Here is a 13,294-nt window from a genome sequence, read left to right as displayed (position 1 = left end):
CGAACACCACACCGCGCCCGGCCGCCGATCGGGCCGGACGTACGCTCACCGGAGCCACCCGGCCCCGCCGTACAACTGCCGTGTGACGACAGCGAATTGTGCCGTACGGAACGCCTCCCTCGTCCGTGAGGTCCGGTCAGGGCGGGTGAAAGCGCGAACCCCCGGTTGACCTCGCCGGCCGCCATCGGCAGGTCCCTGACCGGCCGCCATAGGCAGGTCCCTGACCGACCGCCGCCAAAATACCCCTGGTGATCCGGCTGCGAGTACGGACACCGCTGCGGGAACGGACGAGGATTTCGCTGCCACGCTGCCGGTCGTGCTGCGCGGCTTCTGGGCGTTGCGGCGTCGGCGGGTCAGCCGAGCAGATCCGGTTCGCTGCGGGTGATGTCCTGCCACAGCGGCTGGTAGTTGATCCAGGCCACCAGGTCGCCGCCGAGCTGCTCCCGGGTGGCCACCGCCTGTCGGTGGTCGATCAGGACGGGGCGTCCCGCGGCCTTCGCGGTCAGCTGCACCTGGCAGGAGCGTTCCATCGACAGGAACCACCAGGCCGCCGCGTCCACCGAGTCGCCCACGGTCAGCAGCCCGTGGTTGCGCAGGACGAGAGCCTTGCGGCTGCCGAGCGCGGTCGCGATCCGGCGGCCCTCCTCGGCGTCGACGGCGACGCCGGTGTAGGCCTCGTACACGGCGTGGTCCTCGTAGAAGGCGCAGGACTCCTGGGTGATGGGGTCCAGCAGATCGCCGAGTGCGGCGAGGGCCCGTCCGTGCACCGAGTGGCAGTGGGCGACGGCGACGACATCGGGCCGAGCGGCGTGGACCTGGGCATGGACGGTGAACGCGGCCTGGTTCACGTGGTACCGGCCGTCGATCACCTGCCCGTCCTGGTTGGCGAGCACCAGGTCGCTCACGGTGACGTGCCGGAACGACATTCCGAAGGGGTTGACCCAGAAGCAGTCCGTGAACTCCGGGTCGCGTGCGGTGATGTGTCCGGACACCCCGTCCTCGAATCCGAGCCGCCCGAAGATCCGCAGGGCGCCCGCGAGCCGTTCCTTGCGGTGCCGTCGCTCGTCCTCGACCGACTCGTGCATCGGCGGCATGGCGAACCGCAGCTGGTCGGTGGGCAGGGGCGGGGGCGGAGTGGGGCCGTGCATGGGTCCTCCGGCACTTGACTTCGTCAACGGGCCGGAAGGTACCGCCGGTCGGGCGAGGATGACAGCGCTGATTGGTAAAGATGCGGCGCAGGTGGTGCCGGGAGGCGGCTTGAACCCGAGCCGGGTGCGTCCAGCACCCGAGCCCTGCGGGCCCGAGCCCCGCAGACCCAGCCCCCGCAGGCCAGACACCCGACCCCCGCAGGCCCGACACCCGAGACCGGCGGACCCGACACCCCGACGCCCGCAGGCCCGACACCCGAGACCGGCGGACCCGACACCCCAACCCCCGCGGACCCGACACCCCAACCCCCGCGGACCCGACACCCCAACCCACCGCGGATCCGACCCCCTCTCCCACCGCGGATCCGATACCCGACAGAAGATGTCGGGTATCGGCGTCAGACTCGCCGTATGGCAACGAGCATGTCGATGAACTGGGCCGCCTTCGCCGAAGCGGAACCGGACCTCGCCCGGACCGTCGAGGAACGCTTCGGATCCTTCACCCACCACGTCCTGGCGACGCTGCGCAGGGACGGCTCGCCCCGCACCACCGGTCTGGAGGTCCGCTTCCTGGACGGCGAGCTCTGGCTCGGCATGATGCCCGGCTCGCTCAAGGCACTCGACCTGCGCCGCGACCCCCGCTTCGCGCTCCAGGCGAACCCGGGACCGGGCACCGGGATGGGCGGCGGTGACGTGCGGATCAGCGGGCGGGCCGTGGAGGTCGAGGACGACAGGACCAAGGGCGCGTACGTGAAAGAGGTGGAACCGCCGGAGCCGTTCCACCTCTTCCGCACCGAGCTGACGGAGGTCGTCAGGACCTGCGTCGAGGACGACACGTACCTCGTCGTCCAGGTCTGGAGGCCCGGAGAGCCGGTGCGCACTCTCAAACGGACGTGACCTGCGGGCTCACTCCCACTCGATGGTGCCCGGCGGCTTGGACGTGACGTCCAGGACCACGCGGTTGACGTCGCGGACCTCGTTGGTGATCCGGGTGGAGATCTTCGCCAGGACGTCGTACGGGAGCCGGGACCAGTCGGCGGTCATGGCGTCCTCGGAGGAGACCGGGCGCAGCACGATCGGGTGGCCGTACGTGCGGCCGTCGCCCTGGACGCCGACGCTGCGGACGTCCGCGAGCAGGACCACCGGGCACTGCCAGATCTCCCGGTCGAGGCCGGCCGCCGTCAGCTCCTCGCGGGCGATGGCGTCGGCCTCGCGCAGCAGGTCCAGGCGCTCCTTGGTGACCTCGCCGACGATACGGATGCCGAGGCCGGGGCCCGGGAACGGCTGGCGCTGGACGATCTCGTCCGGCAGGCCGAGCTCCTGGCCGACCATGCGGACCTCGTCCTTGAACAGCTTGCGCAGCGGCTCGATCAGCTTGAACTCGAGGTCCTCGGGCAGGCCGCCGACGTTGTGGTGCGACTTGATGTTGGCGGTGCCGGTGCCGCCACCGGACTCGACCACGTCGGGGTAGAGGGTGCCCTGGACGAGGAACTCGACCGCCGGACCCTCGTCCGCGATGATCTCGGCCTGGGCCTGCTCGAAGACCCGGATGAACTCGCGGCCGATGATCTTCCGCTTCTCCTCGGGGTCGCTGACCCCGGCGAGCGCCTTGAGGAAGCGCTCCTCCGCGTCGACGACCTTCAGCTGGACGCCGGTGGCCGCGACGAAGTCCTTCTCGACCTGCTCGGTCTCGCCCTTGCGCATCAGGCCGTGGTCGACGTACACGCAGGTCAGCTGGGAGCCGATGGCCTTCTGGACGAGGGCGGCGGCGACGGCGGAGTCCACGCCGCCGGACAGCCCGCAGATCGCGCGCTTGTCGCCGACCAGCGCGCGGATCACCTCGACCTGCTCCTCGATCACGTTGCCGGTGGTCCAGGTGGGCTTCAGGCCCGCGCCGCGGTAGAGGAAGTGCTCCAGTACCTGCTGGCCGTGCGTGGAGTGCATGACCTCCGGGTGGTACTGGACGCCGTACAGCTTCTTCTCGTCGTTCTCGAAGGCGGCGACCGGGACGACGTCCGTGGAGGCCGTGACGGTGAAGCCCTCGGGGGCGGCGGAGCAGGCGTCGCCATGGGACATCCAGACGGACTGCTCGGCCGGGGTGCCCTCGAAGAGGGTGGACGACGGCTTGGAGACGGCGAGGGCCGTACGGCCGTACTCGCGCGCTCCGGTGTTGTCGACGGTGCCGCCGAGGGTCTGCGCCATCAGCTGGAAGCCGTAGCACATGCCGAAGACGGGGACGCCGGACTCGAAGATCTCGCGGTCGAGACGGGGGGCGCCTTCCTCGTACACCGACGAGGGGCCGCCGGAGAGGATGATCGCCGCCGGGTTCTTGGCGAGCATCTCCTTCACCGGCATGGTGCTCGGCACGATCTCGCTGTAGACCCGGGCCTCGCGGACGCGACGGGCGATGAGCTGGGCGTACTGCGCACCGAAGTCGACGACCAGGACGGTGTCGGGAGCGGCGGCAGCGGGGGTCGCTGATGACACGGGGTGCCTTCCGGCGGTTGGGCGGGTCCTTGTGCCACCCGATTCTACCGAGGTGGCCGTGGGTGCCGTCCCGCCGCTGCCAGGGCGGCCGCCTGTGGAGCACGTCTCACCATGCGGGCCGCTTTGGACGCCGCCCTCCCCCACGGCATACTGGCCCCATGTTCAAGCGCGCGACGATCTTCGTCTTTACCTATGGCAACCGGCCCGCCGGCTGCCATGGTCGTGCTGCTTGAGCTACTGACAAGCGACTTCCCAGGCGCCCCGGGCCGACAAGGTCCGGGGCGCCTGGCGTTTTCCCGGGTCCTGTCGCTCCGGGGCACCGCGCACCCGTCCACGAGGAGCCCCGCATGACCGCCACCGCAGCCACCGAGAAGACCGGCGCCCGCAGCGACGACGCCGCGCACCTGATCAGCGACGCCCGTGAACGCATCGACTCGCTCGACGACCGGATCATCGGTCTCATCCAGGAACGGATGGCCGTCTCCGCCGTCATCCAGGAGGCCCGTATCGCCTCCGGCGGCCGGCGCGTGAACCTCTCCCGTGAGATGGAGGTCCTCGGCCACTACCGGGACGCGCTGGGCAAGCCCGGCACGGCCCTCGCGATGACCCTGCTGGAGCTGTGCCGGGGCCGGATCTGAGGCCGGCCCCGGCCGGATCCGCGTTCCGCGGACGTACGTACGCATACCCCCTCACCCGTACGGCGCGTGACCGGGCCCGCGGCGACTTCGTTGAGCCGGGCGTCCGTGCCAGCCAGGGGCGGGCCCGAAAGAACCACGCGTGGCTCCGCTGGAGCGATGAGACGCACGCATCGTGCCGTGCGTCGTGGGACCTCGCTCCAGGGATGTGACCGGACGGCAGGGGACAGCAGCCCGGTCACCCAGTAAACGGTCGGCTCCGGGGACGCCCGGAGCCGACCGGCGGAATCTGTTCAGAGGTGGTCGAAACGGTTGCGGAGGCCGTGACCCATCCAGCACGATGCGGGGAACAGAGAGTCGACGGCACCCCCGCACGGCCCCTGGCAGACAACAGCATCGCTCCTCCCGCCGACTGCCAATGGTCGACACCACGCGCGCTCCTCGCGCGCGCCGGAGCGCACCACCGGCGGTCACGCAGGCAAGCGGCGCAACCCCCCGGCGCCGCTCCCCGGGCACCGGCGCTGCCCTGACGTCGGTGCCGACGGAGAAGGGCCCCGCGGATTCCCCGAGCCCGGCCACGCCGAGCCGGGGTCCCCCCGCCGCGGGGCCTTTCGCCGTCCCACGGCTCTGCCGAGGGTCAAGTCCCGTGTGACGCAGCGCACATAAGAATTCTGTGAATGGGAGCGCAACCATTCACATCGCACACAGGTCACACCTGGCGAATCACGGGACACACCCGCGCCGCCACGCGGCGGCTCCCCCCAAGATGCGTCGCGTCGTAGCGGCGCACCGGACTCTTCGAGGTCTACATGAAGCTTCGCCGTGCCCTGGCCGCCGCGGCGGCGACGGCTGCCATAGCCCCGCTCGCGCTGCTGTCGGCGCCGGCCGCGTTCGCGTCGGACAACACGTCGTCCCCGTCGGCCACCGTTTCCCCGTCCGACACGTCGTCCGCCAGCGCGTCCACGTCCGCGAGCCAGTCGGCGTCCTCCAGCGCCTCCGCGTCCGCGAGCCAGTCGGCGTCCTCCTCCGCGTCGTCATCCGCCTCGTCGTCCGCCTCGCAGTCCACCCCGGCCGGCACACCGAGCAACACCTCCACGCCGAGCGACGAGCCCACCGAGCCCGTCGGCGAGTGCACGGACTCCAAGGCCGACGTCAGCATCAGCGGACTGCCGGGCAAGATCGCCGCGGGCAGCGGTTGGCACAAGTTCTCACTGAACGTGGCCAACAACTCGGACTCGACGCTTGAGAATCTCAGCTTCTTCGCCGGGGCCTCTGCCGACAAGAACGGCGACGACCTGTTCAAGAGCAAGCAGGTTCAGCTCCAGGCCTGGAACCCGGACAGCAAGAAGTGGGAGACCCTCAACGAGGACGGCTACGCGGTCGGTTACGTCGGCACCGCCGATGAACTCAAGCCCGACTACGAGATCGACATCCCGATGCGCATCAACGTCACGTCGTCCGCCCCGGTCGGCGCCGGCTTCTCACTCGGCGCGACGATCTACGACGACAACGCCGAGAAGTGCATCGGTCTCGGCGAGATCGCGTACAAGTTCCAGATCGTCGCAGCCGGCACCGACACCGACGGTACGAAGCCGCAGGAGGGCGGCAAGGCCCCGGTCACGAACACGAAGCCGGGCAGCAGCACGCCTGAGGTGACCGGCACCCTGGCCTCCACCGGTTCCTCCTCCGCGCTGCCGACCATCGCGCTCGTCGGCGGTGTCGCCGTCGTCGCCGGTGGTGGCGTGGTCTTCGCGGTGCGGCGCCGCAAGGCCGGGGGCCACGCCGCCGCGTAACGGTCGTGGGCGTGGGCGGACCGTGTGAGCGGTTCGCCTCGCACGAAGGAGAAGGACCTGGGCTCGGAGGGGGGCTCAGGTCCTTCGTCACTTCTCCGGCACTACTGCTTCGGCGGCACCGCCGGCATCCCGAGGAACGGCAGCCGCAGCGCCCCGAACGCCTCGGCCGGCACCGCCGGGTGACGGGGTTCCACCGGCTTGAGCCGTTCGTACCGCGCCCCCTGCGCCGGGCGCGGATCCGCCTCGCCCTTGTTCGGCCAGTACGACATGGCCCGCTCGGCCTGCGCGGTGATCGTCAGCGAGGGGTTGACGCCCAGGTTCGCCGACACCGCCGCGCCGTCGACCACCGAGATGCCGGGGTGGCCGTAGAGCCGGTGGTAGGGGTCGATGACGCCGGTCTCGCGGGAGTCGCCGATCGGGCAGCCGCCGAGGAAATGGGCGGTCAGCGGGGTGCCCATCAGTTCGCCGACGTTGCTGCCCGCGAAACCGTTGATCTCGGCGGCGAGCACGGACGCCGCCTCGGAGGCCGCCCTGATCTGCTTCGGGTTGGGCCGACCATGACCCTGGCGGGCCGTCAGCAGGCCCTTGCCGACGCCGTTCGGCTTCAGATACGTCGTCAGGGAGTTGTCCAGCGACTGCATCACCAGGCCGATGATGGTCCGCTCCGACCAGCGCCGGTTGGACAGGGAGCGGACCATCAGCCACGGGTGACGTGCCGCGTTCGTGAGCCAGGCCAGGGCGCGGGAGCGGCCTTCCGCGTAGGGGACCTGGAGGATCGACAGGCCGCCCATCGCGTTGGAGCCCTTGCCGTAGCGGACCGGCTCGATGTGCGTGTTCTCGTCCGGGTGGATCGAGGACGTGATCGCCACGCCCCGCGTGAAGTCGACCTTCGGCGCACCGTGCGCGGTGCGGTAGCGCCGGTTGTCGGTCTGCGCGCCCACCAGTGCCTCGGAGTTGGTGCGGGTCAGCTCGCCCAGCCGGTCGGAGAGGTACGGCAGTTGGCCGTTCGCCTTCATGCGGTGCAGCAGGGTCTGGGTTCCGTACGTGCCCGCCGCGAGCACCACCTTCCGTGCCTTGAAGACGCGCCCCCGGCCCTTGCGCCGGTCGTCCGTCGGCAGGGTCGCCACGGCGTACCCGCCCTGGGAGTCGTCCGTGACCGACACGACCGTCGTCATCGGGTGCACGACCGCGCCCGCCTTCTCGGCGAGGTGGAGGTAGTTCTCGTTGAGGGTGTTCTTCGCGCCGTGCCGGCAGCCCGTCATGCACTCGCCGCACTCGGTGCACGCCCGGCGGGCCGGGCCGGCGCCGCCGAAGTACGGGTCCGGGGCCTCCTCGCCGGGCCGCGCCTTCACCGTTCCGTCGGCGTCCTCGCCGTCACCGAAGAACACGCCCACCGGTGCCAGGTGGAAGGTGTCCCCGACCCCCATCCGCTCGGCGGCCGCCTTGAGGTGCACGTCGGAGGGGGTCATGGTCGGGTTGAGCCGTACGCCGAGCATGCGCCGGGCCTGGTCGTAGTACGGGTTCAGCTCCTCCTGCCAGTCGGTGATCCCCCGCCACTGCGGGTCGTCGAAGAAGGCCTTCGGCGGCACGTAGAGGGTGTTGGCGTAGTTGAGGGAGCCGCCGCCGACGCCGGCGCCCGCGAGGACCATGACGTTGCCCAGCAGGTGGATGCGCTGGATGCCGTACATGCCCAGGGCGGGCGCCCAGAGGTAGTTCTTCAGGTCCCAGGAGTTCTTCGGCAGCGTCTCGCGGGTGAAGCGGCGGCCCGCCTCCAGGACACCGACGCGGTACCCCTTCTCGGTCAGCCGGAGCGCGGAGACGGATCCACCGAACCCCGAGCCCACGACGATGACGTCGTAGTCGTACCCGTCATCGTCCCGGGTCTGGACAGACTTCTCCTGCGACACGTGCTCTCCTCGTCGAGAACGGGGGTTGCCTGTGGGGGAACCAGCGGGGAACTAGCGGAGGCGGAGCGCCTTCATCACCTTCAGGCTCCGGCTCATGAACGCCGCGTACTTCTCGTCGTCCATCCCCAGCGACGGGGCCATCGGCAGCAGTCGCTGCTGGGCGACCGTCTGGGCCTCGGTGTACTTGAGGATGCCCTCCGAGCCGTGGCGGCGGCCGAGGCCGGAGTCCTTCATGCCGCCCATCGGGGACTGGACGCTGCCGTACGCCGGCGCGTAGCCCTCGTTGACGTTGACCGTGCCCGTGCGCAGCCGGGCCGCGACCTCGCGCCCCCGCCGGCCGTTCTTCGTCCAGACCGACGAATTCAGGCCGTACGGCGTGGCGTTGGCGCGCTCGATCACCTCGTCCTCGCTCTTGAAGCGGTAGATCGACACGACCGGGCCGAAGGTCTCCTCCGCGCACACCGCCATCGGGGCCTCGACGCCGTCGAGGATGGTCGGCTCGTAGAAGTACGGGCCGACGTCCGGGCGGGCCACCCCGCCGGCCAGCACCTTCGCCCCCTTGGCCACGGCCTCCTCGACGTGCCGGGTCACGGTCTCGAGCTGCCGCTCGCCGACCAGCGACCCCATGTCGGCGCCGTAGGCGAGGGACGTGCCGAGCCGCAGGGCCTTGGTGCGGGCGACGAACCGCTCCAGGAAGGCGTCCGCGATCGACTCGTGGACGTACAACCGCTCGATGGAGATGCACAGTTGCCCGGCGGAGGAGAAGCAGGCCCGCACCGCGCCCTCGGCGGCCTTCTCGATGTCCGCGTCCTCGAGGACCAGCATGGCGTTCTTGCCGCCGAGTTCGAGGGAGACGCCGACGAGCCGGGCGGCGGCGCCCTGGGCGACCTCGCGGCCGGTGCGGGTGGAGCCGGTGAAGGAGACGTAGTCGGCGTGCTTGACGACCTCCGGGCCGACCACCGGGCCGTCGCCGATGACGACCTGGAAGACCTCGGCGGGCAGTCCGGCCTCGATCAGCAGGTCGCGCGCCCACAGCGCGGTCAGGCAGGTCTCCGTGTCGGGCTTCATCACGACGGCGTTGCCCGCGGCGAAGGCGGGGAGCGCGTCGCCGACGGACAGCTCCAGCGGGTAGTTCCAGGGGGCGATCTGGCCGACCACGCCGCGCGGGTGGCGCAGTTCGGTGACCTTGGTCAGCGTCGGTACGGCGCCGGTGTGCCGCTTCGGCCTCAGGTACGAGGGCGCCTTGCGGCCGTAGTGCCGGGCCGCGACGGCGACGGCCTGCACCTCCTCGTGGGCGTGCAGACGGGCCTTTCCGGTCTCCAGCTGGATCAGGTCGAGGACCTCGGCCTGCCGCTCCAGCACCAGGTCGTGGAAGCGGAGGAGCACCGCGGCGCGCTGCCGTACGGGGGTCCCCGCCCAGGCGACCTGGGCGGCGCGGGCCCGTTCGAAGGCGAGGGCGACGTCCTCGGGGGTGGACTCGGGCAGGTCGGCCAGCTTCTCGCCGGTGAACGGCGTGTGGTTGGCGGTGCGGCCCGAGCCGGCCACGCCCTTGGTGAGCTGGGCGACCAGCTCGGGCGTCACCACGTCGACGGCGGTGCGGGCGCCCGTGGGGGCGGGAGCGAGGGGGTTCGTGCCGGCCGTGCCCGTACCGGTCTGTGCGGTGGCCTTCTCCGGGGCCTGCGAGTCCGTCATGAGGCGCAGGGTATGCCGGGGCGGAGCGTTTGGGTACCCGTCGGTAACGCGCTTTCACCGGGCGTCCACACCGTGCCAGTGACCGCTGGCAGCGAATGCGCTGATCAGGGCGTCGTCAGGACCCCATCATGTCCTTGCCCACTTTCAGGCGGTCCCGGGCGCCCTTGAACAGCGAGGTGCCGCGCTTCTCGTCCGGGGTGCCCTTCGGCATGTCCACGCGCAGCACGTAGTACTCGCGGGCGGTCGTGGCGATCAGCAGTTGCAGGACGCGGTACCGCTTCTTCCCCACCGTGTAGGTGGTGTCGGTGAGCATGGCGTCCTCGCCGTGGAAGCTCGTGGGGGTGTAGAGGGTGCCGGGGTCGTCGGCGGGCCAGGAGGCGGTGGCCTGCCGTGCCCAGGCCTTCAGGGGGGTGGGAACCGATGTCTCCCGGGTCAGGCGGAGCCGGACGGTGTCGTCGCCGTAGGTGACCGTGCGGTCCGTGGCGGCGCCCCGGGCGATGTCCGACGGTACGGAGACGACCGCGTCGAGCTTCGCCTCCCGGTGGGCGGTCCAGGAGCCGGCGGAGGCGATGGCCGGGGCCGAGCTGTAGGTGGCGGTGTGTTCGGTGCTCCCCTCTCTCTCGGGGGTGTCGAAGTAGGAGGTGCCGAACCAGGTGCCGCCGACGAGGAGAACGCCGAGCGCGGCGACGGGGGCCGGGCGGAGGAGGGCGGGGCGCTTCGGCTGCGCCACCGGCACCGCCACGGCGACGGTCGCCGGGGCGGACGGCGCGGGGGCCTCCGGCTCGGACGGCTTGGCGTCGGCCGGCTCGGACGGTTTGACGGCCCCCCGCTCGGACGGCGGGGCGGCCTCCGCCTGCGGCGCGGTGTCCGGTGACGTGTCGGGACCGCCGTCGTCCACGGCGCCGGGACCGTCGCCCTCGGCAGGCCGCGGCCCCGAACCGTACCGTCCCGCCGTCGTCGGCGAACTCCCTCAGTTCGGAGGCATCCTGAGCGCCCGTCGACTCCCCCCGTTCCGCACCCGGCACCGGCCACCCCCCGGCCACCGTCTCCAGCACCGCACCGACCTCCTCCGCGTCGGGCCGCCGCTCGGGTTCCTTGACCAGCAGCCGTGCGATGAGCGGCCCGAGCCTCCCGGCCTGCCGGGGTTCGGGAGGATCGGTGGCGAGGATCGCGGCGAGCGTGGACTCCACCGTCGTACGGCGGAAGGGGGACGATCCCTCGACGGCGGCGTACAGCAGCACGCCCAGCGACCACAGGTCGGAGGCGGGACCGGCGCACCGGCCGGACATCCGTTCCGGCGCGATGAACTCCAGCGAACCGACGAACTCCCCGGTGACGGTGAGGGATTCCTCGTCCTGGGCGTGTGCGATGCCGAAGTCGGTGAGGACCACTCGGCCGCGCGGACCCAGCAGGACGTTCGCCGGCTTCACGTCGCGGTGCACGATGCCGACGCGGTGCGCCGCGTCCAGTGCGCCGACGACGGCGAGCCCGATGCGCGCCGCCTCCTCGGCCGGCAGCGGCCCACGGCGCAGCGCGTCCGCAAGGGACTCCCCTCGGACCAACTCCATGACGATCCAGGGGCATCCGTCCTCGACGATCACGTCGTGGATCGACACGGCCGCGGGATGCTCGACGCGGGCCGCGGCTCGAGCCTCGCGGTAGAGCCGGTGGGCGGCGCGCCGGTGTGCCTCGTCCTCCGGATCGCCGGGCAGATGGGGCTGTTTGACGGCGACGTCGCGCTCCATGAGTTCGTCCACGGCACGCCACACGGTGCCCATGCCGCCGGAGCCGAGGCGTTCGGTCAGCCGGTAGCGACCGTCGATCAGACGTCCCGCGTCAGTACGCATGTCCCATGAGTACCGTGCGGGGTCACGAGTTGTCGAAGCGGGTCCCGGTCGTCGGACGCATACCGTCCTGAGGCGAGGCACATGGGGGTCAGAGCGTGTCGATCTCCAGGTTCGCCATCGCCGTCCGCGCCACTTCGCGGCCGCGTTCCGTGAAGTCGCCCTTTCCCGGGTAACCGACCGTCAGTTTGTACATGTCCCCCCGCGAGTTCTTGTAGTAGAAGATCGTCAGCTCGCGCGGGCGCGGATTCAGGGTGTCGTCGGTCGCGTAGGCGACGGTGTTCTCGGCGGCTTTCCTGTCGTGGTACGTGATGCCGTCGTTCGGGGCCGTCCTCGGGCCCTTGGGCATGTCGAACTGGTAGGCGCCGCTGTTCTTGAAGGCGTCGTTGTCGGCGTACATCTCGGCTGCCGACGAGTCCTTGATCTGGTGGGAGGTGTCCTGGGACTTCCTCGCAAGGTGCAGACCGATCGAGATGCTGCCGCTCCAGTCGGTGTACGTCACCCAGTTCTTGTCGGTGTCGTCCTTCTTCGGCCGGCTCGGCTGGTAGTCGGCGGGCACGGCGAGTGTGGCGCCCAGCGCCTTCTCCGGGTGTTGCCGCCAGCCGCCCGGCAGCGGGCCGGCGAACGGGTCCGCGACCACGAGGTACGCCGCCACCGCGGCCGCGACGACGGCCGCCCCGGCCGCGAGCAGGGTGCCCCGGCCCAGCCGGACGCGCTTGCGACCGGGCACGAGGATCTGCACGGGCGCCGGTTCCCTCGCCGCCTCCTGAAGCAGCCGGCGCACCTCGGCCGCGTTCGGGCGGCGCGCCGGGTCCTTGTTCAGCAGGCCGCCGATGGCGTCGGCGAGCGGGCCCCGGGCGGAGGCCGGGGGCGCCGGTGTGGAGTTGAGGACCGACTGCAGGGTGGCGGGCGTGTTGGTGCGCCGGAACGGCGAGACACCCTCCGTCGCCGCGTACAGCACCACTCCCAGCGACCACAGGTCGGACTCGGGGCCCGGGCGCCGGCCCAGCACCCGCTCCGGCGCGATGTACTCGGGGGAGCCGACGAAGCCGCCCGTCTCCGTCAGCTTCGTGTCGCCCTCGATCTGTGCGATGCCGAAGTCGGTGAGCACCACGCGGTCGTACCGGCCGAGCAGGATGTTGTCGGGCTTCACGTCGCGGTGCAGGACGCCCGCCGCGTGGGCGGCCTCCAGGGCGCCGAGCACCTCCAGGCCGATCCGTGCCGCCTCGCGCACGCCGAGCGTGCCCTCCTGGAGGGCATCGCCCAGGGAGCGGCCCCGCACCAGCTCCATCACGATCCACGGCCTGCCGTCCACGACGGCGACGTCGTGCACGTCGACGACCGCTGGGTGGTCGAGGCGGGCGGCGGCCCGTGCCTCACGGCGCATCCGCTCGTAGACGTTGGCCTGTTCACGTTCGGGAAGGTGGTCGGGGACCCTGGGTTCCTTGACGGCGACCTCCCGGTCCACCGTCTCGTCCTTGGCCCGCCACACCGTGCCCATACCGCCGTGCCCGAGCTTGGCGAGCAGCCGGTAGCGTCCGGCGACGAGCCGCCCGGCGCCCGGGTCCCGCGGCGCCTCGGGGGCGGCCTGGGTGGGGACGGCACGGGTCTCCGACTGCGGCCGGGCGTAGGGGTTTCCCGGGTACGGCACGGCCGGCCGCGGCGGTTGCAGTCCGAAACTCGTCGGTTCGCCCGCCTGTTGAGGTGCTCCCCCGTGGTCGCTCATGCGCTCATGCTTATCGCGTCGGCCGCCCCCTCAGCCACCCTTGTCCCCTTGCAGTCACAGAC

Annotated in this window: 10 protein-coding genes and 1 pseudogene; 3 read left to right on the top strand and 8 right to left on the bottom strand. The window is 71.4% G+C overall.

The window, feature by feature from the left end:
• Positions 1-353: 353 nt before the first annotated feature.
• Positions 354-1,148, bottom strand: coding sequence for a class II aldolase/adducin family protein (locus SY2F82_RS11425; RefSeq protein WP_200418883.1), 795 nt, complete (start codon positions 1,146-1,148; stop codon positions 354-356).
• 423 nt (positions 1,149-1,571) lie between these two features.
• Here SY2F82_RS11425 and SY2F82_RS11420 point away from each other — a divergent pair, with 423 nt between their 5' ends.
• Positions 1,572-2,045 carry a pyridoxamine 5'-phosphate oxidase family protein gene (locus SY2F82_RS11420; RefSeq protein ID WP_200419416.1) on the top strand — a complete coding sequence of 158 codons (474 nt, stop codon included), beginning with the start codon at positions 1,572-1,574 and terminating at the stop codon, positions 2,043-2,045.
• A gap of 9 nt (positions 2,046-2,054) precedes the next feature.
• On the opposite strand, the gene guaA is transcribed toward SY2F82_RS11420, so the two are convergent.
• Positions 2,055-3,635 carry a glutamine-hydrolyzing GMP synthase gene (gene guaA, locus SY2F82_RS11415; protein WP_200418882.1) on the bottom strand — a complete coding sequence of 527 codons (1,581 nt, stop codon included), beginning with the start codon at positions 3,633-3,635 and terminating at the stop codon, positions 2,055-2,057.
• A gap of 347 nt (positions 3,636-3,982) precedes the next feature.
• On the opposite strand from guaA, the gene SY2F82_RS11410 reads away from it, so the two are divergent.
• Positions 3,983-4,273 carry a chorismate mutase gene (locus tag SY2F82_RS11410; protein WP_200418881.1) on the top strand — a complete coding sequence of 97 codons (291 nt, stop codon included), beginning with the start codon at positions 3,983-3,985 and terminating at the stop codon, positions 4,271-4,273.
• An 802-nt stretch (positions 4,274-5,075) separates the two neighbouring features.
• Here SY2F82_RS11410 and SY2F82_RS39680 read toward each other — a convergent pair.
• Positions 5,076-5,429, bottom strand: a complete 354-nt coding sequence (locus tag SY2F82_RS39680) for a hypothetical protein (RefSeq protein WP_308437758.1) — start codon at positions 5,427-5,429, stop codon at positions 5,076-5,078.
• A gap of 58 nt (positions 5,430-5,487) precedes the next feature.
• Here SY2F82_RS39680 and SY2F82_RS39675 point away from each other — a divergent pair, with 58 nt between their 5' ends.
• Positions 5,488-6,063, top strand: a complete 576-nt coding sequence (locus SY2F82_RS39675; RefSeq protein ID WP_308437757.1) for an LPXTG cell wall anchor domain-containing protein — start codon at positions 5,488-5,490, stop codon at positions 6,061-6,063.
• 101 nt (positions 6,064-6,164) lie between these two features.
• On the opposite strand, the gene SY2F82_RS11400 is transcribed toward SY2F82_RS39675, so the two are convergent.
• From SY2F82_RS11400 to SY2F82_RS11385, 5 genes and pseudogenes are all read right to left on the bottom strand, one after another.
• Positions 6,165-7,970 (bottom strand): GMC family oxidoreductase N-terminal domain-containing protein, encoded by a 1,806-nt coding sequence (locus tag SY2F82_RS11400; RefSeq protein ID WP_200418879.1) that lies wholly within the window; start codon positions 7,968-7,970, stop codon positions 6,165-6,167.
• Between the two features lie 51 nt (positions 7,971-8,021).
• On the bottom strand, positions 8,022-9,662 hold the full coding sequence (locus SY2F82_RS11395) for a succinic semialdehyde dehydrogenase (protein ID WP_200418878.1): 1,641 nt from the start codon (positions 9,660-9,662) through the stop codon (positions 8,022-8,024).
• 115 nt (positions 9,663-9,777) lie between these two features.
• On the bottom strand, positions 9,778-10,560 hold the full coding sequence (locus SY2F82_RS38775; protein WP_236041347.1) for a hypothetical protein: 783 nt from the start codon (positions 10,558-10,560) through the stop codon (positions 9,778-9,780).
• 121 nt (positions 10,561-10,681) lie between these two features.
• Positions 10,682-11,509: pseudogene (locus tag SY2F82_RS38770) on the bottom strand (serine/threonine-protein kinase); the annotation flags it as partial.
• A gap of 88 nt (positions 11,510-11,597) precedes the next feature.
• The gene (locus SY2F82_RS11385) at positions 11,598-13,232 is read right to left on the bottom strand and encodes a serine/threonine-protein kinase (RefSeq protein ID WP_200418877.1); all 1,635 of its coding nucleotides are present in this window, start codon (positions 13,230-13,232) and stop codon (positions 11,598-11,600) included.
• Positions 13,233-13,294: the final 62 nt, after the last annotated feature.

Source organism: Streptomyces sp. Y2F8-2, from assembly GCF_014905555.1.
In the GTDB taxonomy this organism is placed as follows: Bacteria; Actinomycetota; Actinomycetes; order Streptomycetales; family Streptomycetaceae; genus Streptomyces; species Streptomyces cynarae.
This window is presented reverse-complemented; position numbering and strand designations above follow the sequence as displayed.

Coding starts and splice junctions, on each gene's coding strand:
- SY2F82_RS11425 (WP_200418883.1), bottom strand. CDS start 1,148: ATGCACGGCCCCACTCCGCCCCCGCCCCTGCCCACCGACCAGCTGCGG.
- SY2F82_RS11420 (WP_200419416.1), top strand. CDS start 1,572: ATGTCGATGAACTGGGCCGCCTTCGCCGAAGCGGAACCGGACCTCGCC.
- SY2F82_RS11410 (WP_200418881.1), top strand. CDS start 3,983: ATGACCGCCACCGCAGCCACCGAGAAGACCGGCGCCCGCAGCGACGAC.
- SY2F82_RS39680 (WP_308437758.1), bottom strand. CDS start 5,429: ATGCTGACGTCGGCCTTGGAGTCCGTGCACTCGCCGACGGGCTCGGTG.
- SY2F82_RS11395 (WP_200418878.1), bottom strand. CDS start 9,662: ATGACGGACTCGCAGGCCCCGGAGAAGGCCACCGCACAGACCGGTACG.
- SY2F82_RS11385 (WP_200418877.1), bottom strand. CDS start 13,232: ATGAGCGACCACGGGGGAGCACCTCAACAGGCGGGCGAACCGACGAGT.